Consider the following 17,846-nt stretch of genomic DNA (forward strand, 5'->3'; position numbering starts at 1 on the left):
CCACTTTATGGGGCCTTAGCTCAGCTGGGAGAGCGCCTGCCTTGCACGCAGGAGGTCAGCGGTTCGATCCCGCTAGGCTCCACCAACTATACAATTTAAAGATCCTGGCGGCGTAGCTCAGCTGGCTAGAGCGTACGGTTCATACCCGTAAGGTCGGGGGTTCGATCCCCTCTGCCGCCACTTTTTTAGGACCTTTAGCTCAGTTGGTTAGAGCAGACGGCTCATAACCGTCCGGTCGCAGGTTCGAGTCCTGCAAGGTCCACCATTTAATATTTATCACGGAGGAATACCCAAGTTTGGCTGAAGGGATCGGTCTTGAAAACCGACAGGGGAGTCAAATCCCGCGGGGGTTCGAATCCCTCTTCCTCCTCCATTTTTAAAAAATGAGTGGACAAATTTTTTTGATATAATTATCGCGGGGTGGAGCAGTTCGGTAGCTCGTTGGGCTCATAACCCAAAGGTCGCAGGTTCAAATCCTGCCCCCGCAACCAAATGGTCCCGTGGTGTAGCGGTTAACATGCCTGCCTGTCACGCAGGAGATCGCCGGTTCGATCCCGGTCGGGACCGCCATTTTATAAATATGTGGGTCAGTAGCTCAGTCGGTAGAGCATTAGATTGAAGCTCTAAGTGTCGGCGGTTCGATTCCGTCCTGACCCACCATATTGCGGGTGTAGTTTAGTGGTAAAACCTCAGCCTTCCAAGCTGATGATGAGGGTTCGATTCCCTTCACCCGCTCCAATAATGGGCCTATAGCTCAGCTGGTTAGAGCGCACGCCTGATAAGCGTGAGGTCGGTGGTTCGAGTCCACTTAGGCCCACCATTATTCCGAAGTAGCTCAGTGGTAGAGCACCGCACTGTTAATGCGATGGTCGTAGGTTCGAGTCCTACCTTCGGAGCCATACTGGGGAAGTACTCAAGTGGCTGAAGAGGCGCCCCTGCTAAGGGTGTAGGTCGGTAACACCGGCGCGAGGGTTCAAATCCCTCCTTCTCCGCCAGTATTTGGCCCCTTGGTCAAGCGGTTAAGACACCGCCCTTTCACGGCGGTAACACGGGTTCGAATCCCGTAGGGGTCATATTAAAAGCGTCATGCATTCATATGCATGACGCTTTTTTCATTTTCTATATTTTGTTGGTTGCGTGAAGTGAAACTGTGTATTGCCATTCCTAGTATTACCATGGTTAAGCCAATTAATGCTATTGGAGAAGGAAATGCGATGCTTAGAAGAAAAAATTCACCTATTAACGCAAATATAACTTCCATAGATTGTGTGGCTTCAACCGCGGCAAGCTTTGACATGTTGTTTCTGACCATATCGGTTGCCATAAAAAATAGAACAGTTGCTACTACTCCTGAACTGATGGCAACTATCAAAGATTGATAAAGTTGAGAATTAGAAGGTGGTCCAGTTGTCGAGAAACCATAAATTGAAAGAATCAACCAAAGGGGAAGACTAGCAATCGTCATTCCAAGCACGCGTTGAAATGCGTCTAACCGACCTTCACAAACTTCCATCATTTTTCTATTTCCAAGTGGATAAGCGAAAGCTGCAATTAAAACGGGTACTAATCCAAGCAGTAACGTAAAAGTACTGACATTAGTTAGGTGATCAAGTTGAAGAAGAGCTATTCCAGCCAAGATAAAAGTTGAAAATAATAGGCCTTTAACCGGTATGCGTTGTCTGTGCATTACGATTTGGCCGGATATATGAATTTTAACGAAAAAAAGAGGAGCCAGTAAAGTTCCAGCAATGATTGTAAATTGCCAAGTTCCGGCTATTAGCCATCCTGGAGAGTATGCTGCTGCAAAACACAAGGGGACGTAAAAAAGGCCAAATCCTATAAAACTCCACAACAACCACTTTATTTTATGTTTTTTCATTTCTTGGAGGAGCGGAAGCAAATTGCCCCTAAGCATCACAATCAATAAAAGGAAGGGAATCATAAATAGATAGCGCAAGGACGCACTCCAAACCCAATGGCCTCCTTGTGCTTCCATTAAAGCATTAACAACAAAAGTGACTGCAAAAAACAATGCCCCTCCAATACCTAATAAAATTGGTTTCATAGGAAATCCCCTTTAAAATATATTAGATACAATATATCGTAACTAAAAAAATTTCACCACTCTTATTTTTAATTGGACATTCGATAGCTGTTTCTATAATAAAAAGCTGATGGGCGTATTGCCATCAGCTCTTAGGTATTAAGATAAAAAGTAATCTACTAGTAAACCGATTGCCAACAGGAAATTGAATAAAGTATTTGTGATTCCTGTATCTTTCATGGCAGGCATTACTTGTAGAGGTTCAGTGTAGCGCTTAAAAGTCATAATTACCTTTAGTGGCTTAATAACACTCAGTAGCACCAATAAAGCCCAAGGCGTAACAATTCCGATTACCACTAATAAGATAATCCAAGTATAAGATAAAATAAAGAACCACATGAAGATGGTAACTGCAGCCGGCCTGCCAGCTAAGATCGCCAAAGTGCGCCGCCCACTTTTTTTATCTCCGACCATGTCGCGGATGTTATTGGCCATCATAATTGCCGCTACGAGCAAGGTGCTGGGGACAGCTAACATAACAGCGGTAGAGGTGATCGTTTCTGTTTGAATATAAAAAGCGACAATCACAATAAGGAAGCCCATGAACAATCCTGAAAACAATTCACCTAGTGGCGTGTAAGCTATCGGATATGGGCCTCCGGTGTAAAAATAACCAACTAGCATGCCAATGCCTCCGACTGCCAATAGCCACCAACTGGTAGAGGCTGCAATATAAAGTCCCAATACCGCGGAGATGGCGTAGAGCAGGAATGCCAGTGCCAAAACGGTTTTAGGCGAAACACCATTTCGGACAATTGCGCCTCCGATGCCAACGGATTCTTCAGTATCAAGCCCTCTCGCATAATCATAATATTCATTGAACATATTGGTTGCTGCTTGAATCAGCAAACTGGCGATAAGCATGGCCAAGAACAGCGTCCAATCTAAAGCTGTATAATGGATTGCGATCATTGTCCCAAGAAACACTGGGGCGAAAGATGCGGTTAAAGTATGTGGCCGTGTAAGCTGCCACCAGACGCGCCATCCACTATCAGCTTGTATAGAATGTGTCATTTCTATCTCTCCTATTCATTTCTTTCCAACCTATATTGTACTTCAAAACGCAGAGATTTACAGCATATGTTGTGCTGAATTCCAGAGAAAGGGGTATGATAGAAGGTAGAGATTAAAATGTATCGCAGCAAATTGAAGCTGCAGTAAACGGAGGTAATCCGGTGAATTCACAATCGTATTCATCAACTGAACAGATGGAAGCGAATCGCTTTAGCGGCTATCGCTTTTATACAGAAACTATTGAAGTATCGACCATGTCTGCTCTGGCATTTTTTGAAGCTGGGCAAGAACAATATGAAGGCAAGCGCATGTTTTGGCAGAACCGTGAAAAGTCCTTTACTATGGTCGGTCTTGGACATGCCTATGTGTTGACGGCAGATGATTATAAAGGGCGTTTCAGCAGCATTCAGAAGGATTGGAAAGCCTTGAGTGCCCAATTGGTGAACGAAGAGACGGCAGTGCAGCCAGTTCTATTTGGAGGCTTTTCATTTGATCCTTTGAACGATCAGCCGAGCGAGTGGCGAAACTTCCCGCAGGCTTATTTCGCTGTGCCAACGTTTCAGCTTATTATCAAAGGTGAGCAGGCATACGTTAGCGTTCATTTGATCACTAAGCAGCCAAATAGCTTTATGGATTTTGAAGCGCTGCGGAAAGAACGTGACCGATTGATTCATGGCGCGCAAGTTTCGGAGCCAAAAGCGTATCAAAAACCCCGAGTTTCCGATAAAAAGGAACTGAAAAAAGACGAGTATATGCGGTCCATCGAAAAAGTAACGGATGTAATCCGTGCAGGCGAAGTCGATAAGGTGGTTATCGCAAGAGCGCTGGAACTTGGTTTTGAGGAAGCTTTAGCCCCGGCATCTGCCCTTTACCAAGCAGCCAATGAACAGCCTGAAAGCTTTTTGTTTGGGCTGGAAGCCGGCGAACAATTCTTCTTCGGGGCGACTCCAGAGCGCCTCGTTAAAGTAGAACAGCAAAAAGCCTTGTCTACGTGTTTGGCAGGTTCTACACCCCGCGGCCAATCGGTTGAACAGGACGAAGCGCTGGGGCAAGCCTTATTGAATGATGCGAAAAACCGTTCCGAGCATCAGTATGTTGTGCAGATGATCGGCGACGTGTTTCAGGAACATTGTTCGAATCCGCGCATTCCGCAAAATCCTAAGCTAATGAAAATTCGTGATATACAACATTTGTATACGCCAGTGGAAGGCGAGCTGAAAAATGGCAGTTCACTATTGGATCTGGTCGAGGCGCTCCATCCGACGCCGGCGCTTGGCGGGGAGCCGAAACAGCAAGCATTGAGCTTAATCCGCTCATATGAACCATTGAATAGAGGGTATTATGCAGCGCCAATCGGTTGGATTGATGCAAAAGGCGACGGTGAATTCGCCGTAGCGATTCGTTCGGCTTTGCTTGATGGAGATAAAGCCTATTTATTTGCGGGCGGCGGCATTGTGGCAGATTCTACGCCAGAAGCTGAATACGATGAGACATGGGTAAAGTTCCGCCCGATGCTTCGTGTACTGGGAGGAAATTTACATGACGAATCGTGAGTTTCTAACTGAATATGTTTCGGCATTTACACATTCATTGGTGCATGCCGGAGTAAAAAAAGTGGTCATCAGCCCAGGCTCTCGTTCAACGCCTCTTGCTTATGCTTTTATGAAACAAGAGGGTATGGAGACGTATCGTCAAATAGATGAACGTTCGGCTGGGTTTTACGCGCTTGGCTTGGCAAAAGCTTCGAACAGCCCGGTTGTTTTGATTTGTACATCAGGCACCGCGGCAGCCAATTATTTTCCTGCGATTGTGGAAGCCTATTATGCGCGTGTGCCACTTCTCGTAGTCACAGCGGATCGCCCGCATGAGCTTCGTGAAGTCGGGGCTCCGCAAGCGATCAACCAAATCAATTTGTTCGGCTCCCATGTCAAATGGTCAGCCGACCTGCCGTTGCCCGAACAAAACAACCGTCTGGACTTTTTGAAGCGCCATTTGGGACGTGCTGCAGCCATGGCTGAAACAGCGCCAAAAGGTCCGGTTCATTTGAATGTGCCGTTCCGCGAACCGCTGGGCATCGATTTCGAGCAGCCTTACGAGAGCGACGGAGAACCGTACCGTTTTGAAAGCGGCCAGCAGCTGACTGATGAAGCTGCGGCATTTTTACGAGAAGTATTCAGTCATTCTCGCGGCTTGTTGATTGCTGGGGAAAATACTGCACAGGTTTCATCGGAGCAATGGGAGTTTATCCGCCGTCTCGGATGGCCTGTGCTTGCCGATCCGTTATCGAATTTACGGTCGAATGTACCAGAGGATCTCATGGAGGTAATCGTCGATTCATATGATGCTTTGTTGAAAACCGAAAAATTTGCTGATAGTGTAGCGCCGGATGTGGTCGTACGGATCGGGCCGCAGCCGGTTTCCAAACCGCTAAGCCAGTTTTTGGCGAAAAACAAGCCTATGCGCTATGTCGTCATCGATGAAAGCCCGTTGTTCAGGGATCCGCTATCAGCCATCACGCATCATATCCAACAACATGCTTCTGTTTTATGGGAGTTAAGCTTGGATATAAAAGCTCCAAACCCATACTTGCGGAAATGGATAAAAGCAGGGGAATTGGTGGGGCAGACCATGTCCGCACATTGCCAGCAAGAGTTGGATGAAGGCGTGTTGGCTAAAGTCTTTTTCGATGAACTCGATGGCTGTGATTTGACCGTCAGCAGCAGCATGCCGATCCGAGATGCGGATACGTATTTCCAGGCGACGCAGCGGGATGTGCGGGTTTATGCCAACCGCGGTGCAAATGGGATTGACGGAGTGGTATCGACCGCCTTTGGAATCCAGGCAGCGAATAAACGGCCCGGCTATTTATTGATTGGTGATTTGGCTTTGTTGCATGATCTGAACGGCTTGCTTGCTTCGAAACTGCAAGCTGCCGATATGACCATTGTCGTGATGAATAATGACGGTGGCGGGATATTCTCTTATTTGCCGCAGTCGAAAGAAGAGCGCTATTACGAGGAACTGTTTGGCACGCCGACTGGAATCCAATTCAAAGCGGCAGCTGAAATGTACAATGCGGAATATTTCTCTGCGGAGACTGTGGAAGAATTGCAGTCGGCGCTTAGAACACCGAAAGAAAAGCCGGTGCGCATCATTGAAGTGGCGACGGACCGTGCCAATAATGTAAAGGTTCACCGAAAATTGTGGAGCCGGCTGGATGAGGGTCTAAACCCATGGAATTGATGGCAGATGGAGTTCGCTACCACATTGAGGTGACGGGGGAGGAAGCTCGCCCTGTCCTGGTCTTGCTCCACGGCTTTACGGGCAGCACCGCTACTTGGAAAATGGCCATTGAAAACTGGCGCGACTACCGGATTGTGGCGATTGACTTGATTGGGCATGGCCAGACAGAAAGCCCGCCAGATGAAAGCCGTTATACAATGGAGCGGCAGCTGGATGACCTTGACTTCATTTTTAAGGCAATGAAGTTGGAGAAATTCAATTTGCTCGGCTATTCGATGGGCGGTCGCACGGCGCTTGCGTATGCGTGTGAATTTCCGGATCGCATTGACCGGCTTGTATTGGAGAGTGCTTCACCCGGCTTGAAATCAGAAGGTGCAAGAGAAGAGCGGCGAGATCGGGATGCTCAGCTAGCTACTAATATTGTTGATGGTGGACTAGAGCAATTTGTTGAGAAGTGGGAGAATATCCCGTTGTTCGACAGCCAGAAATCCTTGCCGGAATCTGTGCGCAAGCAAGTGAAGCAAGAGCGGCTGGCACAATCTGCAGTAGGCTTGGCGAACAGCTTGAAGAGCATGGGCACAGGTTCACAGCGATCGTATTGGAACTGCCTTTCGGAATTGGAGATGCCGGTTTTACTGATCACCGGTGAGTTGGATCCAAAGTTTTGCGCTATCGCGCGTGAGATGCAGGAGCTCTTGCCGAACGCGGAACACTGCATCATTTCGGCAGGACATGCGATTCATGTGGAAAAACCGGCTGAATTTGCTACAATGGTTATGGAACGATTAAATGGAATAAATGAGGAGGACTAGTATGTCAACACGTCAATGGGTTACAGAACTTACATATGAAGACATCAAATACGAAACATACAATGGGATTGCCAAAATCACCATTAACCGTCCGGAAGTGCGCAATGCGTTCCGTCCGAAAACGGTTCATGAGTTGATCGACGCATTTTCACGTGCGCGCGACAACTCGGATGTCGGCGTCATCGTCTTGACAGGCGAAGGGGAAAAAGCATTTTGTTCAGGCGGCGACCAATCCGTTCGCGGACACGGCGGCTATGTCGGGGAAGATGAAATTCCACGCCTTAATGTCTTGGACTTGCAGCGCTTGATCCGCGTTATTCCGAAACCGGTTGTCGCGATGGTTGCTGGATTCGCAATTGGCGGCGGACACGTACTCCACGTTGTTTGTGATTTGACGATTGCTGCAGACAACGCACGCTTCGGCCAAACGGGACCGCGCGTCGGTTCATTTGATGCAGGCTACGGCTCTGGCTATTTGGCACGCATCATCGGACATAAGAAAGCTCGTGAAATCTGGTACTTGTGCCGCCAATACGATGCACAGGAAGCGCTTGATATGGGCCTTGTCAACACAGTGGTACCTTACGAGCAATTGGAAGATGAAACCGTGAAATGGTGCGAAGAAATGCTTGAAATGAGCCCGACTGCATTGCGTTTCGTCAAAGCGGCAATGAATGCGGATACGGACGGCCTTGCTGGACTTCAGCAAATGGCTGGCGACGCGACTTTGCTTTATTACACAACGGATGAAGCGAAAGAAGGCCGCGATGCGTTCAAAGAAAAACGCAAACCGGACTTCGGCCAATTCCCGCGTTTCCCATGATCATATGAATTTGAAAGAGCTGTCTTCTTCGGAGGCAGCTTTTTTTCAATCGATTAATTGTAAAAGAAAGGATTTTGAAAATGACTTATCCGAATTGGCTATCGCAGCGCGCTTATTTGACGGGAAATCAAATGGCTTTATCATTCGGCGAGAATGAATGGACTTTTGCAGAAGTAAACAAGATCGCCCTCGATTATGCCGGGAAGCTGGCACATTATGGCATTACGGAGCATTCGCGTATGGCTTTGCTCGCTAAATCGAATGCTGAAGCTGTGTTTGTCATGTATGGCTGCCTGCATCTCGGCTGTGAAATGGTCATGCTTAATGAAAGGTTGGCGGGAGCGGAACTGGCTTATCAAATTGAAGACGCAAAGGTGGACCGAGTATTTGTAGGGGCTGAATTATTCGAAAAAGTGGCGGCAGTGCAGCCGGTTTCTTTTGAGCAATTGAGGCAGGCGCCATGCACGGACTTTACATTAAAAGCGGAATGGGCGAAAGACCGCACTGTATCCATCATGTATACATCCGGCACGACGGGCAATCCGAAAGGGGTACGGCAGACCGCTGAAAACCATTTTTCCAGTGCGGTGTCTTCTGCGCTGAATTTGGGCGTGTCTCCTGGTGATGTCTGGCTGTGCACGATGCCGTTATTCCATATCAGCGGTTTCTCGATTTTGATGCGGTCGCTCGTCTACGGGATGGGCGTCCGGCTTTACGACAAATTCGATGCTGCGGCGTGTGCGGATGAATTATGCAAAGGGCAAGTGACGCACAGTTCGGTGGTCGCTGTCACGCTGGACCAAGTATTGCGAGAGATCGAGCAGCGGCAACTATGCGTGTCCCCACGCTTTAAGCAAGTTCTTGCAGGCGGCGGCCCGGTACCGGTGTCTTATTTGCAGCGGGCAGAAGCGCATGGTATTCAAGTGCTTCAAACTTACGGCATGACCGAAACATCTTCGCAGACGACGACTTTGCAGCCGGCTGATGCGAAAACAAAAATCGGTTCTGCTGGAAAACCTTTATTTTTATATCAAGTAAAAATTGAGGGGGCGAAAACCGGGGAAGCGGGTGAGATTCTTATTAAAGGGCCTCAAGTGACCCCTGGCTATATCGGCAAGTTCAAGGACCGGCCTGTGCAGAAAGACGGCTGGCTTGCAACAGGAGATATCGGTTATTTGGATGCAGAAGGATTTTTATTCGTCGTCGACAGGCGCTCGGATTTGCTTGTTTCTGGCGGGGAGAACGTGTACCCGGCAGAAATCGAGAAAGTGTTGATGGCCCATCCATCCGTCCGGGAAGCGGGGGTTTGCGCGATGGCAGACAGCACGTGGGGAGAAGTGCCGGCGGCGTTTGTCGTGCTCGATGATCCCAAAGTGTTGGATGAGCTTTCGCAATTTTGCCGGGAACAGCTGGCCGGTTATAAAGTGCCAAAGTTGTTCCGTATGGTGGATGCGCTGCCGCGGAATGCATCGAATAAACTGCTCAGAAGGGAATTGAAGACATGGCTGTAATTGCCGGCATTGAATTCCACAAAGTGAAACAGCCTTTAAAGCAGCCTTTCATCACCGTATTGCAAAAAGTCGAAAAACGGGAAGTGACGGTGGTAATTGTCCGGGACGCTGAAGGGCGAGAGGGCTACGGAGAATGTGTCGCATTTGATACGCCATGGTATACCGAAGAAACTGTGACAGGCAGCCGCTTTGTGATGGATCAGGTGCTGGCCCCGCTTTTGCTGGAGGAGCAGTTGGAGCATCCGGCTGAGGTGGCGCGTTTATTCTCAATGGTCAAAGGCAATCATATGGCAAAAGCGGCTATCGAAATGGCAGTATGGGATTTATTTGCCAAGCGCCAAGGGGTACCGTTGTATGAATTTGTGGGGGGAGTCTCTGCTTCGATTCCAGCAGGCGTGGTCGTCGCAGGAAAGAGCGATGAACTGTCCCGGAATGTCGAGATGGCAATCGGCAGCGGTTACCGGCGCATCAAACTGAAGGTTTCGCCTGATTCGGATGCGGCTTTATTGAAAAAGCTTGTTGCATCTCATCCAGAGATTTCTTTCTATGCCGATGCCAATGGCAGTTTTTCGGGACGCGCTTTGGAAGAGTTGCTGGCATTTGACCAGGCGGGTTTCACGCTGATCGAACAGCCTTACGGAGAACAAGAGTGGGACGCCCACCGGATTGCCCGGTCAAAAATGACAACGCCAGTCTGCCTGGATGAAAGCATCCATAGCCTCGAAGATGTGAAGCGGATGGCGGAGCAGCAAGCAGGGGACATTATTGTTTTGAAGATGGGCCGGCTCGGTGGTTGGGCAGAAACTTTAAAAGTCGTCGAGTTCTGCAGAAATGAGCAGATCGCCATGTGGGTCGGCGGCATGATCGAGTTTGGCGTATCGAAAGCGCATAATCTGGCCCTGGCGTCACTGCCGGAAGTGAAATTGACAGGTGATTTTTCAGACTCGAATCATTTTTGGCAGACAGATATCGTCTCTCCGGAAATCTGTGTGGAGCATGGGGAAATCAAGCTAAGCGACAGCCCAGGCATCGGGTATGAACTGAAAATATAAAAAAACTCGCCGAGTGATCGGCGAGTTTTTGTTATTTCAAGACCGTTTCCAGTGCTTGAAGATTTCTTTCCATTAAAGTGAAATAAGTTTCGTCGTTATCGATGTCTTCTTGTGTCAGGACACCCAAGTTATGCATTTCAATCGCTTCGGCGCCGACTTCGTTTTGGATGACTTCCGTCAAATTCGACGAGACGTTTTGCTCGAAGACGATGTATTGAATGTCTTTGTCACGCGCCATGTCGACAATTTCCGTGAGTTCCTTTTGGGATGGTTCGTCTTGGCTGTTCAAGCCTGCGACGGCCACTTGTTCAAACCCATAAGGCGCTGCCAGGTAGCCGAATGCTGCGTGGGATACGAAAAAGGTGTCGCGTTCGACTTTTTCATCCAAGTTTTGGAACGATTCGTCAAGTGCTTCTAGTTCGGAAACGAGTTCTTCATAATTCTTGTTGAATTCCTCTGCACCTTCCGGGTCTTTTTCCGTTAAAGCATCGCGGACAGAAGCGGCGAGTTCTTGGCTTAAGACAGGGGAGATCCAGACGTGCGGATCAGTGGAGCCGTGGTCATGGCCTTCGTGGCCGCTTTCTTCCTCGTGGCTGTCATCTTCGCCCTCATGGCCGTGTGCATCTTCTTCGTGGCCATGTTCATCTTCTTCATGCCCGTGATCGTCTTCAGTGTGTGTGTCGGCTTGTGCACCTGCGGCAGCTTCGAGCTGTTCATCGGTGATTCCATCTGCCGTAGCGACAAATTCGAGGTCTTCGTTTTGAAGCGTATCCTGTGCGCTGTCGATAAAGCCTTCAAGCCCTAAACCGACATAAAAGAGCAAGTCGGCATCTGCCATATTGATCATGTCCTTTTGGGTCGGCTCAAAGCTGTGTTCATTAGCGCCAGCCGGGTATACCGATTTGACGTCAACACGCTCGCCGCCGATGCGTTCTGCAAAATAGACGAGCGGGTAAACGGTCGCATAAACATCGAGTTTTCCTTCTGCCGTTTCACCTTCAGCCCCGCTGTCGGTTTCTGTATCGCTGCCGCATGCGGCCAATAATAAAATAAGTGCTATACCTGCAAATAATGCCAGTTTCTTCATGAAATGTCCCTCCAAATTTGATGCGTGTTCATAAAATGTAATCGTTACGTTTTATTGACTCTTAGAATCATACAATAGAATCTTCGTGAACACAAGAAAAAAACCCGCCTATTTTTTAGGGGGCCATTCTTCTGGGACAAAATCCACTCCGCCTTTATGGAACGGGTGGCAGCTCAATATGCGGCGGGTGGCGAGGTAGCCGCCTTTTAATGCGCCATGTTTTTCCACCGCTTCGATGCCGTAATGGGAGCAAGTCGGATAGAATCTGCAGCTCGGCGGCGACAACGGGGAGATAAAGCGTTGATAGAAACGGAACAGCTTCACTAATGCGGTTTTCATCGTGATTCCACTCTTTTCTTGTTTGGTTGCGGTTCGTTGATGTTTATTGTAGGGGTTTTAAAGGTATTTATAAAGCAGAAGAGCTTATCAAAAAAATGGAGAGTGATGAATTGTGTCAACAGCATTAAACGAAGAATTGAACGTACAAGTCGCTACATGGTCGGTGGTCTATACAAAATTACATAATTTCCACTGGTATGTCAAAGGGCCATCTTTCTTTACCTTGCATGTGAAGTTTGAAGAATTATATAACGAAGCGACGCTTCATATGGATGAAATTGCTGAGCGTCTCCTGGCACTTGGCGGAAAACCCGTCGCGACAATGAAAGAACAGCTCGAATTGTCTGTCGTGGATGAAGCGACAAGCAGCGAGAGCGCGGAGCAAATGGTCGACGCACTTGTTTCCGATTACGACAAGATCATGAAATCCTTGAAAAAAGGGATGGGACTTGCCGCAGAAGACGGCGATGATATGACAGAGGACATGCTGAATGCCATCCATCAAAACCTAGAGAAGCATTCTTGGATGCTGTCTGCATTTCTCGGCGAAAAGAAGTAGAATAGAGGAAATGGGCGTACGACCGTTAGCCGGTTGTGCGCCTTTTCTGAAGCCGGGAGGATTATTTTATGGAATATAAAGACTTGAATGGCTGCACTTGCCGTTTGTTTTTTGAAAAAGGGCAGTCGCAATTTGAAAGCCGGCATGTGCTGGTAATAGGAAAATGTAACGGGAATTGGCTGTTGACGAGGCATTCCGTGCGTGGCCTTGAATTTCCCGGGGGAAAAGCCGAGCCATGCGAATCGCTGGATCAGGCGGCGAAGCGGGAAGTATACGAAGAAACGGGAGCTATCGTCAATGACTTGGAATGGCTTGCCGAATATACAGTTTATACCGGTAAACCTTTCAGCAAAACGGTATTTACAGCCGTTATTGAGGACATGAAGCAAGTGAAGTGGATGGAGACGGACGGGCCGGTGCTGGTTCCGAATCTTATAATCGATGAAAATTACAGCTTTCTCATGCGTGACGCGGGCATGGAAGCAATTATAAAGAAGGTGAAGACTATTGAAAAATGGGGATATTGAATCGATGAGATGGTATCCGTCGCCGAATCCTAAGGTGCGCTTGCGGGAAGTGACGTATTGGTCTGAGGGCTTGCGCATTAAAGGTTTATTGGCACAGCCGAAAACAAGCGACGCCAAAAGCGCCATCTTATACTTGCGCGGGGGCATCCAGTCCATCGGGATGGTGCGGCCGGCACGGATCGCGCAATTTGCGGGGATGGGCTTTACTGTTTTTGCGCCATATTACCGCGGCAACCGGGGCGGCGAAGGGAAAGATGAGTTTGCCGGAGAAGATCGCTATGATGCCGTCAATGCCGTGGATGTGCTGAAAAAGTTCAGTACAGGCCCTGTGCATTTGCTGGCTTTTTCAAGAGGCGGCATCATGGCGCTTTGGACGGCTGTGCTGAGAAGCGATATATGTTCTGTTGTGACTTGGGCAGGTGTTACGGATACGGTACTGACGTACAAAGAACGGCTCGATATGCGCCGCATGATGAAACGGCTTTACGGCGGCACGCCGAATACCGCGCTTCCGGCATTTGAGGAGCGCAATCCACTGATGCGCATCGGGGAAAGCGACGCCGCTTACTTGATTATCCACGGCTTGAAAGACGACAATGTTTCACCCCAGCAAGCCTTCTTGTTGGAAGAAGCTTTGCAGCTCAACGATCAGCCATGCGAAACCTGGTATTTCCCGGAGTACACACATTTTTTCCCGCCATTGGCAAACCGCAAGACCGCGAAAGCGCTGACGCTGTGGATGAAAGAGCAGGAGAAGCGCAAAGAGGGTACAGCAGAGACTATTCCTGATAACGCACAGGCTTAATGCGACGATTAAGGGCGAAACTAAAAAAGGACGAAGAGAAATGACCATTTCTCTTCGTCCTTTTATGATTGGATCAGTTATGGGTAGGGCCGCCTTTTTGGCTGATGCCAGCATCCACAGTGCCGAATTTTTCAAAGTTGTCTTTGAACTTCTTCGCCAATTCCTGTGCTTTTTGGTCATAAGCTTCTTTATCAGCCCATGCATTGCGCGGGTTCAATACTTCAGTCGGAACGCCTGGGATTTCTTTCGGCATATTCAAGCCGAAGACGGATTCATGTTCCATTTCCACGCCGTTCAAGTCGCCGCGGATCGCTGCGCGAACCATCGTGCGTGTGTAGGACAATTTCATCCGGCTTCCAACTCCGTAGATGCCGCCAGTCCATCCTGTGTTCACGAGGTAAACATCTGCACCGTGCTCATCGATTTTGTCGCCGAGCATTTCCGCATAGACGGTCGCGTGAAGCGGGAGGAATGGTGAGCCGAAGCACGTCGAGAATGTCGCTTCTGGTGATGTGATGCCGCGTTCTGTGCCGGCAAGTTTCGATGTATAGCCGCTTAGGAAGTGGTACATTGCTTGTTCTTTGGTCAATTTGCTGATTGGAGGCAATACGCCGAACGCGTCCGCCGTCAAGAAGACGATCGTCTTCGGGTGACCTGCGACAGAAGGGACGACGATGTTATCGATGGCATCGATCGGGTATGCTGCACGCGTGTTTTCTGTCAGCGATCCGTTGTCGTAATCCGGGATGCGCGTATCTTCGTCAACGACTACGTTTTCAAGGACCGAGCCGAAACGGATAGCGTCAAAGATTTGCGGCTCGTTTTCACGCGACAAGTTGATCGTTTTTGCGTAGCAGCCGCCTTCGATGTTAAAGACGCCGTTATCGGACCAGCCGTGCTCATCGTCGCCGATTAATTTGCGGTCTTGGTCAGCCGACAAAGTCGTTTTCCCTGTACCGGAAAGTCCGAAGAACAAGGCGACATCGTCATTTTTTCCGACATTCGCCGAGCAGTGCATCGGCAGGATGCCTTTTTCAGGAAGGATGTAGTTCATGATCGAGAAGATGGATTTCTTCATTTCGCCTGCGTATTCCGTACCGCCGATCAAAATGATTTTCTTTTCCATCGAAACGATGATGAAGGTTTCGGAATCCGTTCCGTCCACTGCAGGGTCTGCGTGGAAAGTCGGGGCGTAAACGACAGTGAATTCAGCTTCATGCGCCTTCAGTTCTTCCGCAGTCGGGCGGATGAACAATTGATGGGCGAACAGGTTATGCCACGCATATTCGTTAATCGTCTGAATCGCAAGGCGGGACTCGGGATCCGCGCCGGCAAAGCCTTTGAAGACGTACAAAGCGTCTTTTTCTTTCAAATGATTGAGGACTTTAGCATATAGGTTTTCGAAGATTTCAGAGGAAATCGGGCGATTGACGCTGCCCCAGTCAATTTTGTCTTTCGAAATCGCCTCTTCTACCATATACTTGTCTTTAGGCGAACGGCCAGTGTATTTGCCTGTTTCCGCTTTGACTGCGCCTTCACGCGTCAATACTGCCTCCCCGCGGGATGTTGCTGCCTCTACCAATTGGGGGACGGATAGTTGGATATTGACATTGGAGCCGTTCAAAAGCTCTTTCAAATCATTTGCTAGATTCACTGAAGTCATATATATGTACCTTCCTTTTCGTTTATTCCCAAATGAATGGGGAAGATGTATATTCGAACATTAGTATAACACATTAACGCGATTAGTCTATACTAATAACTAGAAATCTATCAATGTTCATGATTTGTGAATTTTTAATAGTAGAAAAAGCTGCATGCTTAAACGTCTGGCAACCGTTTCCGGTAAAAACGTTGACAGCTGGGGCCGCATTCCGTATGATGGGAAATTGAACGGATACTCTTATTCCGAGCTGGTGGAGGGTGCAGGCCCGATGAAACCCGGCAACCTGCTGCAATTGCAGCGATGGTGCCCAACCTGAAGCAAGGCGAATGCCTTGGACGATAAGAGTGAAAGGTGCTTATGATGATTATTCCTTTCCTCATGTATTAAGATGAGTGAAGGGATTTTTTTATGGAATGCCCTTAATCCTCGTGTGCAGGCTGAAAAAGCTGGAAGTTCAATTCCATAGGTGGAAACGGACTTGACATGGGAAAATGAGTACCGTATCAATTTCGAGAGCAATCTCGCAGGATATAAGGAGGAACTTTTTTTGACAAACCGTCGATTATTCACATCAGAATCAGTAACAGAAGGGCATCCGGATAAAATTTGCGACCAAATTTCAGACGCAATCCTGGATGCGATCCTAACAGAAGACCCGAATGCGCGTGTCGCATGCGAGACGACTGTAACGACAGGGCTCGTCCTTGTCGCAGGTGAAATCACGACATCCACATATGTAGACATTCCGAAAGTCGTCCGCCAGACCGTCAAAGAGATCGGCTATACACGTGCGAAATACGGATTCGATTCCGAGACGAGCGCAGTGTTGACAGCGATTGATGAGCAGTCGGCGGATATCGCTGCCGGCGTCAACGTGGCACTTGAAGCGCGTGAAGGCCAGATGACCGACAAAGAGTTGGATGAGATCGGAGCAGGCGACCAAGGCTTGATGTTCGGGTATGCGTCAAACGAAACAGAGGAATTGATGCCATTGCCGATCAGCCTGGCGCACAAACTCGCACGCCGCTTGGCAGAAGTGCGCAAAGAAGAAATCTTGCCGTATTTGCGCCCTGATGGCAAAACGCAAGTAACGATTGAATATGATGAGAACAATAAACCAGTGCGTGTCGATACGATCGTCATTTCGACGCAGCACCATCCTGAAGTATCGTTGGAGCAAATCCAACGCAACTTGAAAGAATACGTCATCAACGAAGTCGTGCCGGCCGAACTGCTTGACGCCGAAACGAAATACTTCATCAACCCGACAGGACGCTTTGTCATCGGCGGGCCTCAAGGTGATGCAGGGCTTACAGGCCGCAAAATCATCGTTGATACGTACGGTGGTTATGCACGACATGGCGGTGGCGCATTCTCCGGTAAAGATGCGACAAAAGTCGACCGTTCCGGCGCGTATGCAGCCCGTTATGTGGCGAAGAATATCGTCGCGTCTGGCCTTGCCGATAAATGTGAAGTGCAGCTAGCCTATGCAATCGGCGTGGCACATCCGGTATCGATTGCGGTCGATACGTTCGGCACAGGGAAAGTCAGCGAAGACAAATTGATCGAACTCGTGCGCGCAAACTTTGATTTGCGCCCGGCCGGCATCATCAAGATGCTCGACCTGCGCCGCCCGATCTACAAACAGACAGCGGCTTATGGCCATTTCGGACGCACGGATGTCGACCTTCCGTGGGAACGCACAGACAAAGCGGATGCTTTGAAACAACAAGCAAACGCATAATAAAAAGCAGGCGGATTTTTCCCGCCTGCTTTTTCTATTGGAGTGATTTATAATAGGCGGCTTTTTCCGCATACTCCCGGACAATGCGTTCCATGTCCTTTTTGTCCGCTTCGTTCAGTTCACGTACCACTTTTGCCGGGCGTCCGAACGCCAGTGTGCCTGGCGGGATTTTCTTTCCTTGCGGGACGAGACTTCCGGCGCCGATGAATGCCCCTTCGCCAATTTCAGCGCCGTCCAGAATGATCGAGCCCATGCCGACCAGAGCGCCTTTTTTGATTTTGCAGCTGTGAAGGGTCACTTGATGGCCGATCGTGACATTGTCTTCTAGAATCAGCGGGTTGTCCGGGCTTTGGTGGAGCATCGACAGATCTTGGATATTGGTGTTTTTTCCGATAATGGTCGGTGCCACGTCGCCGCGGATGACTGTGTTAAACCAGACAGAGGAGTTTTCGCCGATCGTCACGTCGCCGGTGATGGTCGCGTAATCAGCAATGAATGCCGATTTGTCAATATTTGGTGATTTGTCTTTATATGGATAGATCATGGCAAAGCTCCTTTAT

16 protein-coding genes, 12 tRNA genes and 1 riboswitch are annotated in these 17,846 nt (G+C 48.8%); of the genes, 22 read left to right on the plus strand and 6 right to left on the minus strand.

The window, feature by feature from the left end:
- The first annotated feature begins 9 nt into the window (after positions 1-9).
- The 12 genes from AB9R92_RS01140 to AB9R92_RS01195 all read left to right on the plus strand — a co-directional run bounded on the left by AB9R92_RS01140 (position 10) and on the right by AB9R92_RS01195 (position 1,073).
- Positions 10-85, plus strand: a tRNA-Ala gene (locus tag AB9R92_RS01140).
- Between the two features lie 21 nt (positions 86-106).
- Positions 107-180 (plus strand) — tRNA-Met (locus AB9R92_RS01145).
- An 8-nt stretch (positions 181-188) separates the two neighbouring features.
- A tRNA-Ile gene (locus tag AB9R92_RS01150) sits at positions 189-265 on the plus strand.
- Between the two features lie 15 nt (positions 266-280).
- A tRNA-Ser gene (locus tag AB9R92_RS01155) sits at positions 281-373 on the plus strand.
- A 41-nt stretch (positions 374-414) separates the two neighbouring features.
- A tRNA-Met gene (locus tag AB9R92_RS01160) sits at positions 415-491 on the plus strand.
- Positions 492-494: 3 nt separating this feature from the next.
- Positions 495-570 (plus strand) — tRNA-Asp (locus AB9R92_RS01165).
- A gap of 14 nt (positions 571-584) precedes the next feature.
- Positions 585-660, plus strand: a tRNA-Phe gene (locus AB9R92_RS01170).
- Positions 661-664: 4 nt separating this feature from the next.
- A tRNA-Gly gene (locus AB9R92_RS01175) sits at positions 665-738 on the plus strand.
- A gap of 5 nt (positions 739-743) precedes the next feature.
- A tRNA-Ile gene (locus tag AB9R92_RS01180) sits at positions 744-820 on the plus strand.
- Between the two features lie 4 nt (positions 821-824).
- Positions 825-899: transfer RNA gene (locus AB9R92_RS01185), tRNA-Asn, on the plus strand.
- A 4-nt stretch (positions 900-903) separates the two neighbouring features.
- Positions 904-995: transfer RNA gene (locus AB9R92_RS01190), tRNA-Ser, on the plus strand.
- A gap of 6 nt (positions 996-1,001) precedes the next feature.
- Positions 1,002-1,073: transfer RNA gene (locus tag AB9R92_RS01195), tRNA-Glu, on the plus strand.
- Positions 1,074-1,084: 11 nt separating this feature from the next.
- Here the strand turns inward: AB9R92_RS01195 and AB9R92_RS01200 are convergent.
- Together AB9R92_RS01200 and AB9R92_RS01205 are read right to left on the minus strand one after the other, a co-directional pair.
- On the minus strand, positions 1,085-2,065 hold the full coding sequence (locus AB9R92_RS01200) for a DMT family transporter (protein WP_370667721.1): 981 nt from the start codon (positions 2,063-2,065) through the stop codon (positions 1,085-1,087).
- Between the two features lie 138 nt (positions 2,066-2,203).
- Positions 2,204-3,118 (minus strand): 1,4-dihydroxy-2-naphthoate polyprenyltransferase, encoded by a 915-nt coding sequence (locus AB9R92_RS01205; RefSeq protein ID WP_370667722.1) that lies wholly within the window; start codon positions 3,116-3,118, stop codon positions 2,204-2,206.
- A 161-nt stretch (positions 3,119-3,279) separates the two neighbouring features.
- Here AB9R92_RS01205 and AB9R92_RS01210 point away from each other — a divergent pair, with 161 nt between their 5' ends.
- From AB9R92_RS01210 to menC, 6 genes are all read left to right on the plus strand, one after another.
- Positions 3,280-4,671 (plus strand): isochorismate synthase, encoded by a 1,392-nt coding sequence (locus AB9R92_RS01210; RefSeq protein WP_370667724.1) that lies wholly within the window; start codon positions 3,280-3,282, stop codon positions 4,669-4,671.
- On the plus strand, positions 4,658-6,361 hold the full coding sequence (menD, locus tag AB9R92_RS01215; RefSeq protein WP_370667725.1) for a 2-succinyl-5-enolpyruvyl-6-hydroxy-3-cyclohexene-1-carboxylic-acid synthase: 1,704 nt from the start codon (positions 4,658-4,660) through the stop codon (positions 6,359-6,361). Before AB9R92_RS01210 ends, menD begins: the two co-directional genes overlap by 14 nt.
- Entirely contained in the window at positions 6,352-7,173 is an 822-nt protein-coding gene (menH, locus tag AB9R92_RS01220) for a 2-succinyl-6-hydroxy-2,4-cyclohexadiene-1-carboxylate synthase (protein WP_370667726.1), read from the plus strand. The genes menD and menH overlap by 10 nt, the downstream gene beginning before the upstream one ends.
- A 1-nt stretch (position 7,174) precedes the next feature.
- A complete protein-coding gene (gene menB, locus AB9R92_RS01225; RefSeq protein WP_058381162.1) occupies positions 7,175-7,996 on the plus strand; it encodes a 1,4-dihydroxy-2-naphthoyl-CoA synthase in 822 nt (273 codons plus the stop codon).
- A gap of 80 nt (positions 7,997-8,076) precedes the next feature.
- Positions 8,077-9,507: an o-succinylbenzoate--CoA ligase gene (locus tag AB9R92_RS01230; RefSeq protein WP_370667727.1), complete on the plus strand. Its 1,431-nt coding sequence runs from the start codon at positions 8,077-8,079 to the stop codon at positions 9,505-9,507.
- Positions 9,498-10,559, plus strand: coding sequence for an o-succinylbenzoate synthase (menC, locus tag AB9R92_RS01235; protein ID WP_370667728.1), 1,062 nt, complete (start codon positions 9,498-9,500; stop codon positions 10,557-10,559). Before AB9R92_RS01230 ends, menC begins: the two co-directional genes overlap by 10 nt.
- Before the next feature lie 31 nt (positions 10,560-10,590).
- On the opposite strand, the gene AB9R92_RS01240 is transcribed toward menC, so the two are convergent.
- Both AB9R92_RS01240 and yidD read right to left on the minus strand, forming a co-directional pair.
- Positions 10,591-11,646, minus strand: a complete 1,056-nt coding sequence (locus AB9R92_RS01240; RefSeq protein ID WP_370667729.1) for a metal ABC transporter solute-binding protein, Zn/Mn family — start codon at positions 11,644-11,646, stop codon at positions 10,591-10,593.
- A gap of 108 nt (positions 11,647-11,754) precedes the next feature.
- On the minus strand, positions 11,755-11,985 hold the full coding sequence (gene yidD, locus AB9R92_RS01245; protein ID WP_370667730.1) for a membrane protein insertion efficiency factor YidD: 231 nt from the start codon (positions 11,983-11,985) through the stop codon (positions 11,755-11,757).
- A 112-nt stretch (positions 11,986-12,097) separates the two neighbouring features.
- Here yidD and AB9R92_RS01250 point away from each other — a divergent pair, with 112 nt between their 5' ends.
- The 3 genes from AB9R92_RS01250 to AB9R92_RS01260 all read left to right on the plus strand — a co-directional run bounded on the left by AB9R92_RS01250 (position 12,098) and on the right by AB9R92_RS01260 (position 13,876).
- Entirely contained in the window at positions 12,098-12,544 is a 447-nt protein-coding gene (locus tag AB9R92_RS01250; RefSeq protein WP_370667731.1) for a Dps family protein, read from the plus strand.
- Positions 12,545-12,612: 68 nt separating this feature from the next.
- A complete protein-coding gene (locus AB9R92_RS01255) occupies positions 12,613-13,071 on the plus strand; it encodes an NUDIX domain-containing protein (protein WP_370667732.1) in 459 nt (152 codons plus the stop codon).
- Between the two features lie 4 nt (positions 13,072-13,075).
- Positions 13,076-13,876 (plus strand): alpha/beta hydrolase family protein, encoded by an 801-nt coding sequence (locus AB9R92_RS01260; RefSeq protein ID WP_370667733.1) that lies wholly within the window; start codon positions 13,076-13,078, stop codon positions 13,874-13,876.
- 73 nt (positions 13,877-13,949) lie between these two features.
- Here AB9R92_RS01260 and pckA read toward each other — a convergent pair whose 3' ends face one another.
- Positions 13,950-15,539 (minus strand): phosphoenolpyruvate carboxykinase (ATP), encoded by a 1,590-nt coding sequence (gene pckA, locus AB9R92_RS01265; RefSeq protein ID WP_370667734.1) that lies wholly within the window; start codon positions 15,537-15,539, stop codon positions 13,950-13,952.
- A gap of 237 nt (positions 15,540-15,776) precedes the next feature.
- A riboswitch (SAM riboswitch) is annotated at positions 15,777-15,887 on the plus strand.
- Between the two features lie 202 nt (positions 15,888-16,089).
- On the opposite strand from pckA, the gene metK reads away from it, so the two are divergent.
- Positions 16,090-17,286, plus strand: coding sequence for a methionine adenosyltransferase (gene metK / locus AB9R92_RS01270; RefSeq protein ID WP_370667735.1), 1,197 nt, complete (start codon positions 16,090-16,092; stop codon positions 17,284-17,286).
- 34 nt (positions 17,287-17,320) lie between these two features.
- Here the strand turns inward: metK and AB9R92_RS01275 are convergent, their stop codons facing one another.
- Positions 17,321-17,830 (minus strand): gamma carbonic anhydrase, encoded by a 510-nt coding sequence (locus AB9R92_RS01275; protein ID WP_370667736.1) that lies wholly within the window; start codon positions 17,828-17,830, stop codon positions 17,321-17,323.
- Positions 17,831-17,846: the final 16 nt, after the last annotated feature.

It is taken from the genome of Planococcus sp. SSTMD024, assembly GCF_041320495.1.
Taxonomy (GTDB): Bacteria; Bacillota; Bacilli; order Bacillales_A; family Planococcaceae; genus Planococcus.

Excerpts from the sequence above, each read along its gene's own strand:
- menB (WP_058381162.1), top strand. The coding sequence starts at position 7,175 with ATGTCAACACGTCAATGGGTTACAGAACTTACATATGAAGACATCAAA.
- AB9R92_RS01205 (WP_370667722.1), bottom strand. The coding sequence starts at position 3,118 with ATGACACATTCTATACAAGCTGATAGTGGATGGCGCGTCTGGTGGCAG.
- AB9R92_RS01260 (WP_370667733.1), top strand. The coding sequence starts at position 13,076 with ATGAGATGGTATCCGTCGCCGAATCCTAAGGTGCGCTTGCGGGAAGTG.
- AB9R92_RS01230 (WP_370667727.1), top strand. The coding sequence starts at position 8,077 with ATGACTTATCCGAATTGGCTATCGCAGCGCGCTTATTTGACGGGAAAT.
- AB9R92_RS01240 (WP_370667729.1), bottom strand. The coding sequence starts at position 11,646 with ATGAAGAAACTGGCATTATTTGCAGGTATAGCACTTATTTTATTATTG.
- menC (WP_370667728.1), top strand. The coding sequence starts at position 9,498 with ATGGCTGTAATTGCCGGCATTGAATTCCACAAAGTGAAACAGCCTTTA.
- yidD (WP_370667730.1), bottom strand. The coding sequence starts at position 11,985 with ATGAAAACCGCATTAGTGAAGCTGTTCCGTTTCTATCAACGCTTTATC.
- AB9R92_RS01200 (WP_370667721.1), bottom strand. The coding sequence starts at position 2,065 with ATGAAACCAATTTTATTAGGTATTGGAGGGGCATTGTTTTTTGCAGTC.
- AB9R92_RS01255 (WP_370667732.1), top strand. The coding sequence starts at position 12,613 with ATGGAATATAAAGACTTGAATGGCTGCACTTGCCGTTTGTTTTTTGAA.
- AB9R92_RS01275 (WP_370667736.1), bottom strand. The coding sequence starts at position 17,830 with ATGATCTATCCATATAAAGACAAATCACCAAATATTGACAAATCGGCA.
- menH (WP_370667726.1), top strand. The coding sequence starts at position 6,352 with ATGGAATTGATGGCAGATGGAGTTCGCTACCACATTGAGGTGACGGGG.
- pckA (WP_370667734.1), bottom strand. The coding sequence starts at position 15,539 with ATGACTTCAGTGAATCTAGCAAATGATTTGAAAGAGCTTTTGAACGGC.
- menD (WP_370667725.1), top strand. The coding sequence starts at position 4,658 with ATGACGAATCGTGAGTTTCTAACTGAATATGTTTCGGCATTTACACAT.